Genomic DNA, 16,741 nt, shown 5'->3' with positions numbered 1-16,741 from the left:
GGCTAAGGAAAAGAAGAACAGAAAAAAATAGTATGAATTTTTTCATCGGTCTATGTTCTCTTTTTTATAGATATTATAACATACATGTAAAGTTCTCCACCCCTCCGCCAAGAGAGATGGAGTAACTTCTTAGTACTCTAAGAACATTTTTTTGAAGTGCTTTTTTATCATTGGTTTTAGTTAAACCTAACATCAAAAGAACACGTGCTTTTTGCGCGTTGAGGCTATCAACTGCGATAAAACCTAGTTTTGCATCATCCACTTCGCCTTCAAGGGTGGTACTACCTGTTGGTACACGTGAGCTTCTAGCTACAACAATACCTTTTTTAACGGCTTCAGCAAGGGCAACTTCCGTTGTTGGGAATGGATTTCCATTACCCATACCTGCATGGATAATACCTTTAGCACCAGCAGCAACAGCAGCTTTAACTAAAGTATCTGTATCTTCTGGGTGCGCAAAAAGAATGTCAACACGTGGTAGATCTTCAAGTTTACTAATGTCAAACTCAGAGTTTACAGTGTGTTTACGAGTTGGTTGCATCAAATATTTCACATCGCCATAGTAAACGGTACCAATTTTACCTGCATTTGGAGAGGCAAATGCATTCACAGAACTAGTATTGACTTTGGTTACTTCTCTTGCACTGTGGATTTCATCATTCATAACAACCACAACACCTTTGCCAGTAGTATCTTTATTGGTAGCAACATTCACAGCATTCAAAAGGTTCATAGGACCATCTGCACTCATAGAAGTACCTGAGCGCATTGCACCGACTAAAACAACCGGTTTTTTACTTTTAACCGTTAGGTCTAGGAAGTAAGCAGTCTCTTCCATTGTATCGGTACCATGAGTGATAACAACACCATCAATGTCAGATTGTGCAAGAAGTTCATTCACTCTTTTTGCGAGTTTTAACCAAACTTTGTTGTTCATCTCTTGAGAACCAATGCTTGAGATTTGCTCGCCTTTAACCGTTGCTATATCGTTAATAGCTGGTACTGCTGCAAGCAGTTTATCAACCGTAACGGCACCTGCTGAATAGCTGCTTTTAATCTCAGAGGTACCAGCACCCGCAATGGTACCTCCCGTTGCTAAAATGGCAATAGTGGGTTTTGCCATTAAACATGTTGTTGCGCCAACCAGTGCCAACGCTACGATAGATTTACTCAAAAAATTCATACCATACTCCTTATAAAAGTTGTTTTACATGTAAACATAATCGGCTCTTTAAGAGCCGATAAGAAGGCAAAAAATTATAAGATCATACCGCCGATAACAAAGGCAAAAATAACAGAAAGAGCAATAGCAATAACGCCAGGAATAACGAATGGGTGGTTAAAGACATATTTACCAATACGGGTTGATCCTGTATCATCCATCTCAACCGCTGCAATCAGTGTTGGGTAAGTAGGAAGGACGAAAAGCGCGCTAACGGCGGCAAAAGATGCAACAATCGTTAAAGGTGAAACACCGAGTAAGATCGCACTTGGAATCAATGCTTTTGCCGTAGATGCTTGAGAATAAAGAAGGGTACTTGCAAAGAACAGAACCACTGCGAGTAGCCAAGGATAGACGTTAAGTAAATCACCTGCAATTGCTTTAATCTCTTTGATGTGATTCACAACAAAGGTATCACCAAGCCATGCAACACCCAGAACACAAATACAAGCACTCATACCTGATTTAAACGTTGCAGAGTTAAGCACTTGGGCTGCATCAATTTTGGTAAAGAAAGAGATAAACGTTGCTGCTGCAAACATGAAAAGCATAATGGCTTCATTACGTGGTAAAACAGGGTTTTTGATTACGCCTATTTTGTCACTAATTAAGGTTGCATAGGTAACAACGGCTAAAATAGAGACTAAAAAGATAGCTACAGAGAGTTTCGCACCGGGTTTAAGTTCAAGTTTGGTAGCGCCTCTGGTTTTGACTAAGCCTTTTGCAAGTCTGTCTTGATAGATTGGATCATCTTTAAGATCTTTGCCCAAAAAGTTAGCCACAAATGCCGCACACATACAGGCAAGAAATGAAGAAGGAATTAAAATCGCAAGCAATTCTAAATATCCAATACCTTGTTTTTCCATAACACCGCTTAAAAAGACAACGGCAGCAGAAATTGGAGAAGCAGTGATGGCAACTTGAGAAGCAACAACAGCAATGCTCAGTGGACGAGAAGGGCGAATGCCTTGCTCTTTTGCCACTTCGGCAATAACTGGAAGCGTAGAAAATGCTGTATGACCCGTACCTGCAAAAAACGTCATAACATACGTTACGATCGGTGCAAGAATAGTGATTTGTTTAGGGTTTTTACGCAAGATTTTCTCAGCGATACTGACCATATAGTCAAGTCCACCCGCTACTTGCATCGCACCAATGGCTGCAATAACAGACATAATGATCAAAATAACATCGATAGGAATCGATCCTAATTTTAGTCCAAGACCTAGTGTCAAAACTAAAACACCCAATCCTCCCGCATATCCGATACCAATACTACCTAGTCTTGCACCAAAAAAGATGGCGGCAAGAACGACGATAACTTCTAACCATAACATGGTAACTCCTTTTAATATATCTTCTTAGTAAACTTCTTTCATCGCTTTTGTAAAGTAATCAGAGAAATCAGGTGCCACAAGGAAGTGAGTAATGAGTGAAAGGAAGTTGCCTTCCTTGTGGCACGGAAAAACTATTTATGAGAGTTTTTACAAAACTCTCAATACGTTTTCAAAGCAAAGCTCTAAAAACTACGTTAACACTGGGTTTTTCTCGGCGAAAAGCCCGCGCACCGTAGGTGCTTTTATTTTTTATCGTAATTACGAGGTTTAATCATGTTCTCTGGTTTGATGATGTCATCCAGTTCTGCTTTGGCTAAAAGACCACGTGCTAGAACGATGTCATAGACTGAACCACCTGTTTCTAACGCTTCTTTAGCGACAGAGGTTGAGTTTTCATAACCGATAAATGGATTAAGTGCTGTAACAAGTCCAATACTTTTAAGTACAAGTTCTTTACATCTCTCAGGATTTGCTGTAATGCCATCAACACATGTATAAGCCAGTGTCTCAAATGCGTTTTTCATCATGTTGACAGAAGTGAAAAGGTTGTATGCAATAACAGGCTCAAAAACGTTTAGTTGGAGTTGTCCCGCTTCACATGCCATCGTAACAGAAACATCGGTACCAATGACTTGGAAACAGACTTGGTTTACAACTTCAGGGATAACAGGATTGACTTTACCTGGCATGATAGAACTACCTGGTTGCATTGCTGGGAGGTTGATTTCGCCAAATCCAGTTCTAGGACCAGAGCTTAGTAAACGAAGGTCATTACAAATTTTTGACATTTTGGTGGCTACACGTTTAAGAACACCAGAGATTTGTACATAAGCGCCTGTATCTTGGGTTGCTTCAACAAGATCACCCGCAGTTACAAAAGGACGCCCTGTTACTTCTTGAAGTTTGGCTTCGACTATTTTTGAATAGTTAGGATGTGCGTTGATACCTGTACCAATCGCTGTTGCACCAAGGTTCATCTCACGTACTAACTGTTGTGCTTCAATCACACGTTGAATATCTTCACCGATCATAACGGCATAGGTTCGAAACTCTTGCTCTAAGGTCATAGGTACAGCATCTTGAAGTTGAGTACGACCCATTTTAATGACATCTTTAAACTCAAGTGCTTTTTTTGCAAATGAATTTTTGATGATGCTCATAGAAACGGTAAGTTCACCGAGTTTTTCAAAAAGAGCAACACGAAGTGCCGTTGGGTAGGCATCATTTGTAGATTGAGACAAGTTAACATCATTATTTGGATGAAGGTATTTGTATTCACCTTTTTTGTGACCTAGTTTTTCAAGTCCAATATTTGCAATAACTTCGTTTGCATTCATATTTGTTGATGTACCTGCTCCACCTTGGAACATGTCGACAACAAATTGGTTATGGTATTGACCACCAATAATCTCATCACATGCTTCACAAATGACATTCTTTTTGTTTTCCGCAAGAAGTCCAAGCTCATGGTTTGCAAGAGCTGCTGCTTTTTTAACTTTTGCTAGGCATGTAATAAAGGTTGGGAATTTTTCAAGTGTAATTCCTGTAATGTGAAAGTTCTCAGCTGCACGTGCAGTTTGAACGCCATAATAACACTCATTTGATATTTCTTTATCACCGATTAGATCGTGTTCGATTCTAGTTGACATTTTGTCTCCTTAAGATTTAAAGGTAGTGGAAGTTTAAACCTCTAAAGAGACTTGAAAATGACTTTTTGAAAAAAAATTGAAAGAATAATACTAATTGAAATATATAAAGATTAAGTGTATAAAAAGGTTACATGTAAAGAGGGCAAAGTGCCCTCAAACTTAAATTTTATTAAATTTACTTTTTTCGGAAAGCCCGAAATTGTGGGGTTGGATCATATTTTCTGGTTTGATAATTTCATCGAGTTGTTCTTTGTCTAGTAGACCTTTTTCTAAAACGATGTCATAGACAGAACCGCCTGTCTCTAACGCCTCTTTGGCAACGATGGTGGAGTTTTCGTAGCCTAAATAGGGATTGAGTGCAGTGACCAAACCGATGCTATTAAGCACCAACGCTTTGCAGCGCTCCTTGTTTGCGGTAATGCCATCCACACACGTGTATGCAAGTGCTTCAAAGGCATTTTTCATCATATTGACCGAGTTGAAGAGGTTGTAAGCAATCAGTGGCTCAAAGACATTGAGTTGCAGTTGTCCTGCTTCACACGCCATCGTCACGGCAATGTCCGTACCGATGACTTGAAAACAGACTTGGTTGACGACTTCTGGGATGACAGGATTGACTTTACCGGGCATAATGGAGCTTCCTGGTTGCATCGCAGGTAGATTGATCTCGCCAAAACCTGTTCTTGGTCCCGAGCTTAGAAGTCTGAGATCATTGCAGATTTTGGACATTTTGGTTGCTACTCGTTTTAAAACGCCTGAGATTTGCACGTAAGCACCTGTATCTTGCGTCGCTTCGATAAGATCGCCTGCTGTGACAAACGGTCGTCCCGTCACCTCTTGGAGTTTGGCTTCAACTGTCTTGGCATAATCAGGATGCGCATTAATGCCTGTTCCAATCGCCGTTGCGCCCATGTTGATCTCACGTACCAACTGCCGTGCTTCATGCACCCTTTGCATGTCTTCACCGATCATGACAGCGTAGGTTCTAAACTCTTGCTCCAGCGTCATTGGTACGGCATCTTGGAGCTGGGTTCGACCCATCTTGATGACATCTTTGAACTCACTCGCTTTTTTAGCAAACGAGTTTTTGATGATGCCCATGGACTCCGTTAGCTCTCCTAATTTTTCATAGAGTGCGACACGAAGTGCTGTGGGGTAAGCATCATTGGTCGATTGTGAGAGGTTAACATCGTTGTTAGGATGCAGATATTTGTATTCACCTTTTTGGTGCCCTAGAATCTCCAAACCAATGTTGGCGATAACTTCATTGGCATTCATATTGGTCGAAGTTCCAGCGCCTCCTTGGATCATATCGACCACAAATTGGTCGTGGAATTTACCTGCGATGATGGCATCGCACGCCTCAACAATTGCATTTTTTTTAGCTTCACTCAGAAGGTTTAACTCATAATTGGCTAAAGCCGCCGCTTTTTTGACTTTGGCAATGGATTCAAGAAAGGTAGGGAAACTCCCTAGTGTGACCCCTGTGATGTGAAAGTTCTCCATAGCTCGCGCTGTTTGAACACCATAGTAACATTCGTTGGAAATCTCTTTATTGCCGATAAGATCATGTTCGATTCGAGTACGCACGCATTGGCTCCTTGAGTTTAAGTCTCATTTTATAGACTCATTATAGCATTCGCTGGTTGCAATATCTTTACATGTAAAGGTTAATTATTTCGTTCATCTCTTTTAAAGCAAGTGATTAAATTTTTATTCATTTTTGTGATATTTTTATAAACAATTAATATGCATTTAACGCATATTTAAGTGATTTTAGAGTTAAATATGCGTTATATATTTTGAAGAATAACGAAAAGGATGGATGAATTTATGAGCAATAAAAGGCTAAATTTAAGCGTCATGGCAGCCATAGTGGTATTCCCATTGGCTTTGCATGCGGATGTGTATAAGCTAGATGCAGTCGAAACGACGGCAATACAAGCCAGTATGGTAAACAACGATGGTATTTCGGATGGTTTCTTAGATAAAAACGTCACTGTTGGACCATTGGGCAAGAAAAAAGCGATTGATACACCGTATCAAATCAATACGATTCCTAAAGAATTGAGTGAAAATGGTCAAGCCATGGGCTTGGAAGATGTGGTGAAGTACATTCCTTCTGCACAAATAGAGTACCGTGGCGGAGCAGATTTAGGTCGTCCCCAAACCAGAGGAATGCGAGGAGAAGTTGTTGCAAATAGCTTTTGGGATGGGTTGCATATCGTTTCTACTACCGCTACGGCTATGGAAATGTTTGATGATGTACAAATTATCAACGGGCTTGCGGGTGCTCTTTACGGTCCAACAGCCCCCTCTGGAATTTATAGTTTTACACGTAAACGTCCTACAGCGGATTATGAAAATACTGTAAAAATGACCTATGGTTATAAAGGATACGGCGAAGCGATGGCAGATGTAGGTGGCATGGCAAATGATGCCATTGGCTACCGAGCCGTTGTTATTGGGGGGGACGGTGAAGGTTATGTCGACAATAGTGCTTTACGAAGAAAGCTTGTCTCTTTAGGACTGGACTTTCATCTAACAGATCGTTTGACATTAGAGACAAACTTTAGTTATTACAACTATATTAAAGAGGGCTATTCAGGCTCATATCTCATGCCTTATACCGCTCTTGGCGTAGCAAAATACACGCTTCCAGATGCCTTTGATGCTACCGATAAAAAGTATGGACCAAACAATGGAGGTCGAGAGATAACGACGACGACCTACAGCACCAAGCTCAAATACGAGATAGCCGATAATTGGCATGCGGAGGCAGGTTATCTGAACCAAAGAGCAGATAGGGATATGTACATTAGTTCAAGTACGTTTAATTCTAATGCAGGTACTTACACGCCAGCCGTAGTTAAGGTATCGCCTATGGCAGCACGATTTGATCTTGATAGTTGGATGGGATATGTGACAACGGAGCAAAACTTTTTGGGTTTAGAACATGACCTTGCCCTAGGTGGTAACGGTTATCGTTGGGATATTTATGGTGCAGATGGCTCTAGACGCTATGTCTCTTCAACAACCGATGTAGAAAGTTTGACATTAGCGGATACGATTAAGCTTAACGATCAGTGGCAGACGGTTCTTTCCACAAGTAAAAGCTGGATTGATAAAGATGCGTATGCTACCACAGGCGCTACAACCAGTGAAATCGATAATGATGGCTACAGTTATGCGGCAAGTTTGATCTACAAACCATTGAAAAATCTTAGTTTTTATGTTACGTATGCCGACAGCTTACAACAGTTTGATCCCGTGACGTATTTAAATAAAACGTTTATTCTTGATCCGTACCGTAGCAAACAGTATGAGATAGGTTCTAAACTCTCTTTAGACCGTGTTGATCTCTCCGCGGCTCTTTTTTCAAATCAAACGTCCAACGGCTTATCTAGGGTATGATGGTATTTATGAAATACAAGGCGACCAAACCAACCAAGGTGTTGAGTTTATGGCTTCTGGAAAAGTTGCTGAATCCGTCGCATTATTTGGTGGCGTTACCTATACGGATACCGACATAACGGGGGCGAAAATAGCCAATGTTGATAATAAACAAGCCATTGGTATGCCAGAATGGCAAGCAAATCTTTTGGCAGAATATACTGTGCCAAGTTTTAAAGAGTTAGTATTGAGTAGTAATTTTCACTATACGGGTAAAAGAGCGATTGACCCTGCCAATACACAATGGGCAGATTCATACTTTACAACAGATCTAGGCGCGAGGTATATTACGAAGCAATTATTTGGGGACAAAACCATTTTAAGGCTTTCTGTCAATAATATTACCAATGAAAAATATTGGGCAGGTGTTTACGCTGGTAATGTCGCAGGTTTAGATGGTGACGCAGCAGCAGGTACGACAACACTGTTTTTAGGGGATGGCCGAAATGTTACCGCTTCGATAGAAGTCAAGTTTTAAGTTAAGTAACAATGAAATGATTTAACACTTCGATAGCTTTACATGTAAAGCTATCGAACATCAATAAACTGCGCTGTACTAGAGGATACTTCACAAATTTACCTCATTTACGACGATGATACGTTATTTAAGTTTTCGAAGTATGTGTCAAAAAAAAGTGATTCACTTTTGGATTACATGTAAAAAACTAATTCACCACTTCAAACCCCGAAAGTGCCGCACCCACAGCACCGATGAGTTGCGGATGTTCAGGCACGAGAATTTTGCGTTCAAGTTTAAGTTCTAACATGTGATGTAAAAAAGGGTTGAGTGCTCCACCACCAGTAAAGACGATGCAGTCATTTTCTTTGACGACAAATTTTTTAGCCATCGAAGCCAAACGTGAGGCGATGGATTCGTGGACGCCGTAGCAGATGTTGGCTAAACTCTCTTTTTTAGCGATGAGTGAGATGACCTCCGACTCGGCAAAAACGGCGCACATACTTGATATAGTCAGCTCTTTGTCGTGCTCAAACCCTGCGTTGGCGAAGGTTTGCATATCAAGCCCTAAACGATTCGCAGCAATTTCGAGAAATTTTCCTGTACCTGCCGCACACTTATCGTTCATGCGAAAGTCAGTAAATCCACCATTGTCACCCATTTTGATGACTTTGCTGTCTTGTCCGCCAAGGTCGATGACGGTCTTGACTTCATTGTGAAAGAAGTACGCCCCTTTGGCGTGGGCTTTGATCTCGGAGATGACGGGAGCGCCATGTGAGTCTCCTAGCATATGCCGCCCATAACCCGTGGCGACGAGCATTTTGACCTCTTTGTCAGCCAAATACTCACCTACGATGACGTCTTGGTTAAAAATGGTCGGGATCACCACATGATGGGTGATCTCCTTCTCTCTTCCGATTCCGATAATTTTTGTATAGGTTGAGCCTATATCTACGCCCCAAAACATTATTTGTTTGCGAACGCTTCGGCTTTTTGTTTAAACGTGATGCTCTCCAAAAAGGCTTCAACGCGGGTTTTGATCTGCCCTGCATCTTCAGGTGAATAATCAGACTCGATGACGAGGCACGGGATACCTTCTTTGGCGAGTGCTTCAGTCACAAGGTGGGACTCAACATTGTACGTATGGCAAAATGAGAGGGTGTAGTAGATGACACCATCGGCTTTGCGGTCTTTGTACATTTGAACGATTTTATCGGTTCTGCCTGTGTTTGGAGTGAAACACGCACAGTCGATTTTAGAATAGCGTTGCATCAAACGGGCATAGAGTTCGTCTTCGCTTTGTACTCCTTCAATGTCCACATTGTCTTTAAAGTAACGATGACCGATGCAGCCTTCTTCATTGATGATGCATGCACCTGAGCCTTCAACCGCCGTGTGAAGTTTCCAGTTTGGTGGCGCGATAGGCGTACCCAAAACCATGATGCGAGGGGTGTTTTCAGGGAAAACGCTCACTTTTTCTTTGATGCGCTCATCAAGTTCATCACAGAGTTCATTCACTTTCTGTGTAAAGCGTTTCGGGTCATCTAAGAAGCTCATTTGGCTGATGAAAAGTGCGTCTTTACCGCTGATAGGCATGATGTCTGGATGCATACCGCGAAGCGTGTCAAGGCGTTTCATCGCGTCACGTTTTGCGTTGATAAGTTTGACACCGTTTAACATCTCTTGAAGGCTAAGTTTTTTCTCCGTCACCTCTTCGATGTGCTCTTTAAACTCTTTGATCTCTTCTTGCCACATTTTAAGATCTTTCTCGCGTTTCATGTGTGGAATGTTCATGACATGCACAGGGTGATGTTTTCCCAAAAGTTCCCATGTCTTTTTCTTCGCTTCACAGGTGGTTTCACCGTAGATAAAATCGGCTGATTGGGTATACGCACAGGTGTGTTGGAGTTTAAAGCCGTAGGCTGATTTGATGAGAGGGCAGATGTTACGAGGCAGTTCGGTTTCGGCATCAGCGATGGGAGGATTGGCTCCGCCACACAGCCCAAAACACGCTCCGCCAGCACCTACAACAATCTCTTCAGGAACGAAGATACAAAACGTTCCCACCGCAGGTTTTTTTTGCGCTTTGAGCGCATTAATCTCAGCAATGCGTTCTGCTTGGATTTCGCTCATAAACCAGTCAAAATAGGCCATCGCTTTGGGGCGATTGGGTTGGCTCATGAAACCCGCTTGATAGCCTGCAAGTCCCATACCCATCATCTTTGCATGACGCTCAACGTCAACACCAATACTGCTTAATAAATCTTTGTGGAGTTCAACACCCATGATCTTTCCTTGTGTGAAAAATGTGTGCTGTGAGGTTTACATGTAAAGCGGTAAGCAGGAAAAAAGAGGTGCTACTTCATGTATGTCTAATCCTTAGACTAACAGCAATTATGAATGTATTGTAATCGACTCGACATTAAAAAAAAGTTTAACCTTTAAAAATTATTTTTATTTAAGTTTATAATACGAGCGAGCCATCCACTAAAAATTTTGAACCCACGCGTCCCACGTTGTCCAGTTTTACATGTAACGCTTCATCGATGATTTCATCGGCATAATAAGCATGCTCCACTAGTAGCAAACAAGGTGTCGTTTCGCTTCCTTCAATGGATATCGTTTTGACAAAACGACAGAAAAATGCGGCCTTGGTACCTTTGACCATTTTGGGGTAGTTGTTAAGCGGTATTTCACTTTTTATCTCAAATGTTTCAAATTCACTTTGCTCGTAAGGAAGGCTGGCGGCACTTTGGCTCATCACATCTTTGAGCTCTTTGGAGACAAAATTAATCGTGGCTTTTGAGCCATTCAAAACGTTAGCCAGCGTGTCTTTGGGGCTACCATCTTCTTTTTTTCCAATAGAGACGATGAGCATCGGAGGCTCAGAGGAGAGCGGTATAAAATAGCTAAAAGGAGCAAGGTTGGTGATGCCGTTATGTTCGGTGCTGATCCATGCAATAGGACGTGGCGTAACGGTGTTGGAGATGAGTTTGTAAATGCTCGTTGCATCCAGTTTTGAGAAGTCTAAAAGCATCGGGTTTCCTTTACATGTAAAAAGTTTTACGGATCAAAAAGGATTATAACATTGCTTATGTTACAATCCTTTTTTATTTTACATGTAGGATTTTTCGTGGATATTTTGCAATCAATTATTATGGGAATCGTAGAGGGTTTCACTGAGTTTTTGCCTGTTTCTTCAACGGGGCATATGATTATTGTTGGCGATTGGCTGGGTGTTAAACAAGACAATTTCATCAAAGCGTATGAAATTATCATTCAGTTTGCGGCGATTTTAGCCGTGGTTTTAAACTATAAAGAGAAGTTTTCCCCTAAAAAAATAGACCTTTGGATGAAACTGGCCGTAGCCTTTTTCCCCCTTGGTCTTGTAGGATTTATTTTTGCGAAGCAAGTCAAAGAACTCTTTAGCATCGAAATTGTCGCCATCATGTTTATCATTGGGGGTGTTATTTTCTTGATGGTGGAGAAGTATTATAAGCCTAAAGAGCATTTTATCGACGATGTGGAAAAGGTGAGTTATAAACAAGCTTTTTGGATCGGTATTGCTCAAATTTTTGCGCTCATTCCAGGTACCAGTCGCGCAGGTTCTACCATCATTGGAGCGATGCTTGTAGGCTTGACGCGTAAAGCCAGCGCAGAGTTTTCGTTTTTACTTGCGTTTCCTGTCATGTGTGCGACGACGGGATATGACATCGTTAAACACCGCCATGAACTCTTTACAGACACTAATTTTACGGTTTTAGCCATTGGTTTTGTCGTCTCTTTTATCGTGGCGTATGGGACGATTAAGCTCTTTTTACAATTTTTGCAGAAGTTTACGTTCGTGAGTTTTGGCATCTACCGCATCATTTTTGGAGTGGCTCTTTTAGCGTATTATGCGCAATAAAAGTGTTTGTTACTTTTCAGTTACTATTGTTGCTGTAAAATAATATAAAAGTTTTAATGGCAGTAAAGAGGAGTTTAATATGACAATTGGCAATAGTCTTACATCGTCTTATAGCAGTAATGTCCATAGTCAAAGCAGTGCAAGTAGCATGTCTTCATCATCACAGGATTTTGGTAATGTGATGAGCCAAATGGCATCATCACTGATGACGTCAATGGATACCAACAATAACAACAGCATTGATAAGTCCGAATTTCAACAAGCTATTGATTCATTATCGGGTAATTCAAGTAACTCTAGCAGTTCAAGTAGTGCCGATAAAATCTTTAGTGCCCTTGATACCAATAAAGATGGAACGATCAGTTCAGATGAGCTTTTAAGTGCTTTAAAACAAGCTCAGTCATCGGATGATGCTTCTGCAACACAAACATCCACTAAAAAATCAATTGAAGATTTGCAATCAAGTTTATTACAAAAGATTTTGGCAGCATACGGCAGTACCGATACAACCACAAGTAGTAACGCAAGTCTTATCGCTTAAAACTAAGCACGGTGTATATTGCCCATTTTTCAGCTTTTACAACACCGTGTGAACTTCAGTTCGATGTAGCCACCAAAGAAGAGGGTGATCACATTCTTGCTTCTTTGGTGACAGATGTCAAATACCTGCAAAAACAGTACAGTTTTTTTGAATCTACCTCCGAAATTTATGCCATCAACCACCGCCAAAGCGATACGCTCACTCTTAGTAAAGAGCTTTCTGCCCTTTTAGCGTTGGCGTTATTTTATGCTCGTGTAACGCAAGGTGCTTTTGATATTGCTCTTGCTGGAACACTCAAACAAGCGCAAAAAGCAATTTCATTGCACGAATACCAAGCGATCTGTACTAAATTAACACCCTTTGCTAGCTTTACAGCATTAAGTCTTGAAGGTGAGAGACTCCATTTTTCAAATCCTTATACGCAGATTGATTTGGGCGGTGTTGTCAAAGAGTATGCGGTAGATCAGACCATCATGCGACTTCAAACGATGGGGATTAGCTCAGCCTTGGTGAATTTTGGAGGGGATATTGCAGCGTATGGAATGTGCCATGATGAGCCTTGGTGTGTTGGTATTCAAGACCCCAAAAACCCTGATGTGAATGTCTCAACGGTAATGTTAAGAGATGCATCGCTGTGCACGTCGGGACATTCTAAACGTTACACTTCCATTGAGCAACACCGCTTTTCACATATTATCTCACCGCATAGCGAGCAGAGGTATGCTCAAATGAGTATCATCGCTCCGACAACGGTGGATGCGGGCATTTGGTGTACGGCACTTTTAGTGAACCCTGCGTTACTTTTACCCAAACATATCACTAAAGCGTTTGTACTTTAAGATCCAAACAGAGAATGTGCTCATGGTTATCTAAGACAAATTTTTGGGCAAAAGTTCGACACATACGTCCCGATGCACGGGAAATATACTTTTGACTGAGATAATTGCCTCGTTTTGATTCTTTGGTAATGTAAAAATACTCTTTGAGCGCATGATTGTCGCCGTCTCGTGCGGGTTGGAAAAACTCGTTGGTATCGGTACTGATAAAAAAGGTATTGCCCTCTTGTATACCCGTGTTAGCATTAATGCAATAAATGGCTTCAATGATGTCAAATTCTTCCAGAAAATCAAAAAGATCTGTTTTATGGGTTGTTTTAATCGATTCAATAATCGTATGCGTATAGGCTTTAGCACTTTCGATTAAAAATTCTTTGTGTTGCATGGAGGCTTTAACATTTTGAGTATGCTTCGCTCCAATGTAGGTAATCTTCTCATCTAAAAGGGCTTTGTCACACATTGAGGCACTTGGTCTGGCAAACCAAAAGCCTTGAAAGAGGTCAATATCAAGTTTTAAAGAGCGTAGTATCTCCTCTTCTTCCTCAACGCCTTCGGCTAAGACAAGTGCGCCGATGTTAAAGCACATATTGGCGATGGATTTTAAAATCTCTTTATGAATGAAATTGTTATGTACATTATAAACGATGGAGCGATCGACTTTGACAATATGGGGGCGAACCGTAGAAATACGGTCAAAGTTGGCATTGCCTGCGCCAAAATCATCAAGGGCGATCAGAAAGCCATGGTCTTTATAAAAATCACAGAACTGTTTGAGACGTTCGCTGTCTTTGATTTGGTACTCTTTGATCTCAATTACAATACGCGAAGGAGGAATGCCAAGATCATTGGCAAGGGTGTAAAAAGCGAAGTCGGCAAAGCTAATATTGCTATCAAGCAGGTGAGATTCAAAGTTAAGAAATAATAGCACTTCGTTATTGACTTCTAAAATCGATTTAAAACGCTCCAATGCTTTAATACGGGCGTACTTATCAAGTTCGAACGTGAGGTTTTCGCTTTTGGCTTGGTCAAAAACAAAGATAGGAGAAAGGGGCTCATTATTTTCATCAAAGGCGCGCATCAGTGCTTCATACCCAATGACTTTGGCACTGCGGATAGAGACAATCGGTTGAAAATGGATATGAATACGGTTGTCTTGTATAAGCTTATAAACCACGCATAATTCCTTCAATAATGTGTATTTTATTATAACATGGGGCTGATTAAAAAAATCAAAGATACTATTTATATTTTGAGAATGCTCCATTCGTGTAAGAGTTTTTCAAATGAAAAGGCAGCATTGGCAGGGCTGGTGGATGGAAGTTTAATGATGTTGATGCCTGTGGCGGTTTCACAGTATTTTTGGAAGAGTTTAAACGCAGTAGCTCCATTGGCATAAATGTGGGTTATAGATGTGTGGTGGAGTATATTTGAAAAATCCATTGGCACCACATTTTTAATACTACTATCACTTGAGCCAGTGATATCACAACTTTCAATCACATCCCAAAGTGCAATGCCATGATTTAACAGCATTGCTTTTTTTTCTTCAATACTGATTGGCAGTGGTGTGTGGGTTAATGCGGCAATCACTTTCCAAAAACGGTTTTGTGGATGTCCATAATAAAAGTTTTGTTCACGTGACTTAACAGAGGGAAAAGTGCCTAAAATAAGCACTTTTGAGTTGGTATCGTAAACAGGTTCAAAAGAGTGTTTCATCCGTTTTTTACTTTACATGTAAAGATCAAAAAGTATAGCACAAACCTAGTGCAAGATGTCTAGGTTTGGCTTGTACTCGCTTGTTTTGATCTCAAAAAGACCTAAGAGCGTGTGAAAGAAATTATCTTGTGAAAAGCGTTCATTGGCTTTTACATGTAAAGATTCACGCTTTGTTTTATCGCCGAAATAGAAAAGGGCAGGCACGTGTTTTTGCGCTTCGGGTGCTATCATATAAGGAAGCCCGTGCAAGTAAACACCATTTTCACCGAGTGACTCGCCATGGTCTGAAAAATAGATCAGTGTAATGTCGTACTTGTCTTGATTGGCTTTGAGCAGGTTAATGGTTTCATTGACAATGTAATCGGTATAGAGAATGGTATTGTTATAGGTGTTGACGATTTGGTCATGGCTACATTTATCGAGTTCTTGCGTGTCACAGGTTGGTGTAAATTTTTTAAAAGAGTCTGGGTAGCGTTTAAAGTAGGTTGGTCCATGACTTCCTTCTTGATGAAGTACGATAAACGTGTCTTCATAGCGTGCATCGATATTGGCTTGAAAATCTTTGAGCAATACTTCATCAAAACCTTGACCACCGTACTGAACAACATCGCTCATGCGTTTCGCGATCTCTTTGTCGCCACCAGAGTTATTGTCTCTCCAAATGATACGAACACCTGTTTTTGCCAGTACATCGACAGCATTTTCGAAGTATTCTTTGTCATCACCCCAATCATTTCTTCCAAATTTTGAAAACAGACACGGCACTGAAATAGCAGTTGCTGTACCACATGAGGCGAAGTTTGGTAAGTAGACAATGTCATCTCGTTTTGATAAAAGTGGGTTAGTTGGAACATCATAACCACTCAGTGAAAAGTTTTGAGCACGCGCCGTTTCGCCTAAAACAAAGACAACCAGTTTTTTCTTCTCTTTATTTTGGCGTGTTGCATCGGTAGCAATCGCTTTAAATTCAGGTTTTGGTTTGAATTTGGCATAGACAAATTTTGAAAAAGAGGCGATAGGGTAAGCGGGATTGAGGTACATTTTGAGTTCATGGTGATTTCGAAAAAAAGAGCTGTATGACTTACTCACCATCATATAAAGCCCTGCAACCATCAGCAGTGAAAGAACCCCTACAAGGGCTTTTTGTGCAAACTCTTTCGCGTAACTTGAAAATGAGATGGGTGCTTTAAACAGTACCCAAAACGAGAGAGCACTAGCGCAAGTTAAATAGATGATAAGTTTAGGCGTAAAAAGATCAAGCACTTCAGCACTGTCGGTTTGCATGACATTAATGAACATATTTTTATCGATAACCGTTCCAAATGTATCGATAAAATAACTGGACATCGCGCCTGTAACAATCAAGATGGAAACGACCATTCTAAAAGCTTTTTTGTGTGTCAGCAGTAGAAGAAAGTTGAGGATACAAATGAACATAAGCATCAGAATGAAAGGTGCACTGAGGGCAATAAAATAGTTTTTTTCCTCCATCGCAAACGTAAAAATTTTTGAAAAGAAAGTAATGTTGTAGAGCGAAACCATGCCCAAAGAGAGCAGTAAAATGGTTCGTTGACTGTGCGATGCAAAAAATTTAAAAGGCATACGTATTATCCTTACTGCTGA

General features: G+C 40.8%; 15 protein-coding genes. 5 read left to right on the top strand and 10 right to left on the bottom strand.

Annotation, left to right across the window (positions count from 1 at the left end):
* Window positions 1-73: 73 nt before the first annotated feature.
* The 4 genes from Sdiek1_RS12710 to aspA (Sdiek1_RS12690) form a co-directional block, all read right to left on the bottom strand.
* Entirely contained in the window at window positions 74-1,183 is a 1,110-nt protein-coding gene (locus Sdiek1_RS12710; protein WP_087439437.1) for a type II asparaginase, read from the bottom strand.
* 74 nt (window positions 1,184-1,257) lie between these two features.
* Window positions 1,258-2,559, bottom strand: coding sequence for an anaerobic C4-dicarboxylate transporter (locus Sdiek1_RS12705; RefSeq protein ID WP_087439436.1), 1,302 nt, complete (start codon window positions 2,557-2,559; stop codon window positions 1,258-1,260).
* 242 nt (window positions 2,560-2,801) lie between these two features.
* On the bottom strand, window positions 2,802-4,208 hold the full coding sequence (gene aspA / locus Sdiek1_RS12695; protein ID WP_087439434.1) for an aspartate ammonia-lyase: 1,407 nt from the start codon (window positions 4,206-4,208) through the stop codon (window positions 2,802-2,804).
* A gap of 159 nt (window positions 4,209-4,367) precedes the next feature.
* Window positions 4,368-5,798, bottom strand: a complete 1,431-nt coding sequence (gene aspA, locus Sdiek1_RS12690; RefSeq protein WP_087439433.1) for an aspartate ammonia-lyase — start codon at window positions 5,796-5,798, stop codon at window positions 4,368-4,370.
* 273 nt (window positions 5,799-6,071) lie between these two features.
* On the opposite strand from aspA (Sdiek1_RS12690), the gene Sdiek1_RS15465 reads away from it, so the two are divergent.
* Both Sdiek1_RS15465 and Sdiek1_RS15460 read left to right on the top strand, forming a co-directional pair.
* Window positions 6,072-7,622, top strand: a complete 1,551-nt coding sequence (locus tag Sdiek1_RS15465) for a TonB-dependent receptor (RefSeq protein ID WP_161492042.1) — start codon at window positions 6,072-6,074, stop codon at window positions 7,620-7,622.
* A gap of 49 nt (window positions 7,623-7,671) precedes the next feature.
* Window positions 7,672-8,139, top strand: a complete 468-nt coding sequence (locus tag Sdiek1_RS15460; protein ID WP_087439431.1) for a TonB-dependent receptor domain-containing protein — start codon at window positions 7,672-7,674, stop codon at window positions 8,137-8,139.
* 187 nt (window positions 8,140-8,326) lie between these two features.
* On the opposite strand, the gene Sdiek1_RS12675 is transcribed toward Sdiek1_RS15460, so the two are convergent.
* The 3 genes from Sdiek1_RS12675 to Sdiek1_RS12665 form a co-directional block, all read right to left on the bottom strand.
* Window positions 8,327-9,085 (bottom strand): acyl-CoA dehydratase activase, encoded by a 759-nt coding sequence (locus Sdiek1_RS12675; RefSeq protein WP_087439430.1) that lies wholly within the window; start codon window positions 9,083-9,085, stop codon window positions 8,327-8,329.
* The gene (locus tag Sdiek1_RS12670; protein ID WP_087439429.1) at window positions 9,085-10,404 is read right to left on the bottom strand and encodes a double-cubane-cluster-containing anaerobic reductase; all 1,320 of its coding nucleotides are present in this window, start codon (window positions 10,402-10,404) and stop codon (window positions 9,085-9,087) included. The genes Sdiek1_RS12675 and Sdiek1_RS12670 overlap by 1 nt, the downstream gene beginning before the upstream one ends.
* A 178-nt stretch (window positions 10,405-10,582) precedes the next feature.
* Window positions 10,583-11,155 carry a flavin reductase family protein gene (locus tag Sdiek1_RS12665; protein ID WP_087439428.1) on the bottom strand — a complete coding sequence of 191 codons (573 nt, stop codon included), beginning with the start codon at window positions 11,153-11,155 and terminating at the stop codon, window positions 10,583-10,585.
* Between the two features lie 96 nt (window positions 11,156-11,251).
* Between Sdiek1_RS12665 and Sdiek1_RS12660 the strand changes: the two genes are divergently transcribed.
* From Sdiek1_RS12660 to Sdiek1_RS12650, 3 genes are all read left to right on the top strand, one after another.
* Window positions 11,252-12,025 (top strand): undecaprenyl-diphosphate phosphatase, encoded by a 774-nt coding sequence (locus tag Sdiek1_RS12660; protein ID WP_087439907.1) that lies wholly within the window; start codon window positions 11,252-11,254, stop codon window positions 12,023-12,025.
* A gap of 79 nt (window positions 12,026-12,104) precedes the next feature.
* Window positions 12,105-12,566 (top strand): EF-hand domain-containing protein, encoded by a 462-nt coding sequence (locus Sdiek1_RS12655; RefSeq protein WP_087439427.1) that lies wholly within the window; start codon window positions 12,105-12,107, stop codon window positions 12,564-12,566.
* An 11-nt stretch (window positions 12,567-12,577) separates the two neighbouring features.
* A complete protein-coding gene (locus tag Sdiek1_RS12650) occupies window positions 12,578-13,405 on the top strand; it encodes an FAD:protein FMN transferase (RefSeq protein WP_087439426.1) in 828 nt (275 codons plus the stop codon).
* Here the strand turns inward: Sdiek1_RS12650 and Sdiek1_RS12645 are convergent.
* The 3 genes from Sdiek1_RS12645 to Sdiek1_RS12635 all read right to left on the bottom strand — a co-directional run bounded on the left by Sdiek1_RS12645 (window position 13,386) and on the right by Sdiek1_RS12635 (window position 16,720).
* Window positions 13,386-14,576, bottom strand: a complete 1,191-nt coding sequence (locus tag Sdiek1_RS12645; protein ID WP_087439425.1) for an EAL domain-containing protein — start codon at window positions 14,574-14,576, stop codon at window positions 13,386-13,388. The two genes, Sdiek1_RS12650 and Sdiek1_RS12645, sit on opposite strands and share 20 nt — an antisense overlap.
* Before the next feature lie 68 nt (window positions 14,577-14,644).
* Window positions 14,645-15,118 carry a DNA-deoxyinosine glycosylase gene (locus tag Sdiek1_RS12640; protein WP_087439424.1) on the bottom strand — a complete coding sequence of 158 codons (474 nt, stop codon included), beginning with the start codon at window positions 15,116-15,118 and terminating at the stop codon, window positions 14,645-14,647.
* Window positions 15,119-15,163: 45 nt separating this feature from the next.
* Window positions 15,164-16,720 (bottom strand): phosphoethanolamine transferase, encoded by a 1,557-nt coding sequence (locus tag Sdiek1_RS12635; RefSeq protein ID WP_087439423.1) that lies wholly within the window; start codon window positions 16,718-16,720, stop codon window positions 15,164-15,166.
* Between the last annotated feature and the right edge of the window lie 21 nt (window positions 16,721-16,741).

This window comes from Sulfurospirillum diekertiae, assembly GCF_002162315.1.
Lineage (GTDB): Bacteria > Campylobacterota > Campylobacteria > Campylobacterales > Sulfurospirillaceae > Sulfurospirillum.
Note: the sequence above shows the minus strand (reverse complement) of the source record. Positions and strands in the feature narration are given on the sequence as shown.

What these genes read in the sequence shown, in the direction of transcription:
- Sdiek1_RS12710 (WP_087439437.1), bottom strand. Translation starts at nt 1,183, where the DNA reads ATGAATTTTTTGAGTAAATCTATCGTAGCGTTGGCACTGGTTGGCGCA.
- Sdiek1_RS12705 (WP_087439436.1), bottom strand. Translation starts at nt 2,559, where the DNA reads ATGTTATGGTTAGAAGTTATCGTCGTTCTTGCCGCCATCTTTTTTGGT.
- aspA (WP_087439434.1), bottom strand. Translation starts at nt 4,208, where the DNA reads ATGTCAACTAGAATCGAACACGATCTAATCGGTGATAAAGAAATATCA.
- Sdiek1_RS15465 (WP_161492042.1), top strand. Translation starts at nt 6,072, where the DNA reads ATGGCAGCCATAGTGGTATTCCCATTGGCTTTGCATGCGGATGTGTAT.
- Sdiek1_RS15460 (WP_087439431.1), top strand. Translation starts at nt 7,672, where the DNA reads ATGGCTTCTGGAAAAGTTGCTGAATCCGTCGCATTATTTGGTGGCGTT.
- Sdiek1_RS12675 (WP_087439430.1), bottom strand. Translation starts at nt 9,085, where the DNA reads ATGTTTTGGGGCGTAGATATAGGCTCAACCTATACAAAAATTATCGGA.
- Sdiek1_RS12670 (WP_087439429.1), bottom strand. Translation starts at nt 10,404, where the DNA reads ATGGGTGTTGAACTCCACAAAGATTTATTAAGCAGTATTGGTGTTGAC.
- Sdiek1_RS12665 (WP_087439428.1), bottom strand. Translation starts at nt 11,155, where the DNA reads ATGCTTTTAGACTTCTCAAAACTGGATGCAACGAGCATTTACAAACTC.
- Sdiek1_RS12655 (WP_087439427.1), top strand. Translation starts at nt 12,105, where the DNA reads ATGACAATTGGCAATAGTCTTACATCGTCTTATAGCAGTAATGTCCAT.
- Sdiek1_RS12640 (WP_087439424.1), bottom strand. Translation starts at nt 15,118, where the DNA reads ATGAAACACTCTTTTGAACCTGTTTACGATACCAACTCAAAAGTGCTT.
- Sdiek1_RS12635 (WP_087439423.1), bottom strand. Translation starts at nt 16,720, where the DNA reads ATGCCTTTTAAATTTTTTGCATCGCACAGTCAACGAACCATTTTACTG.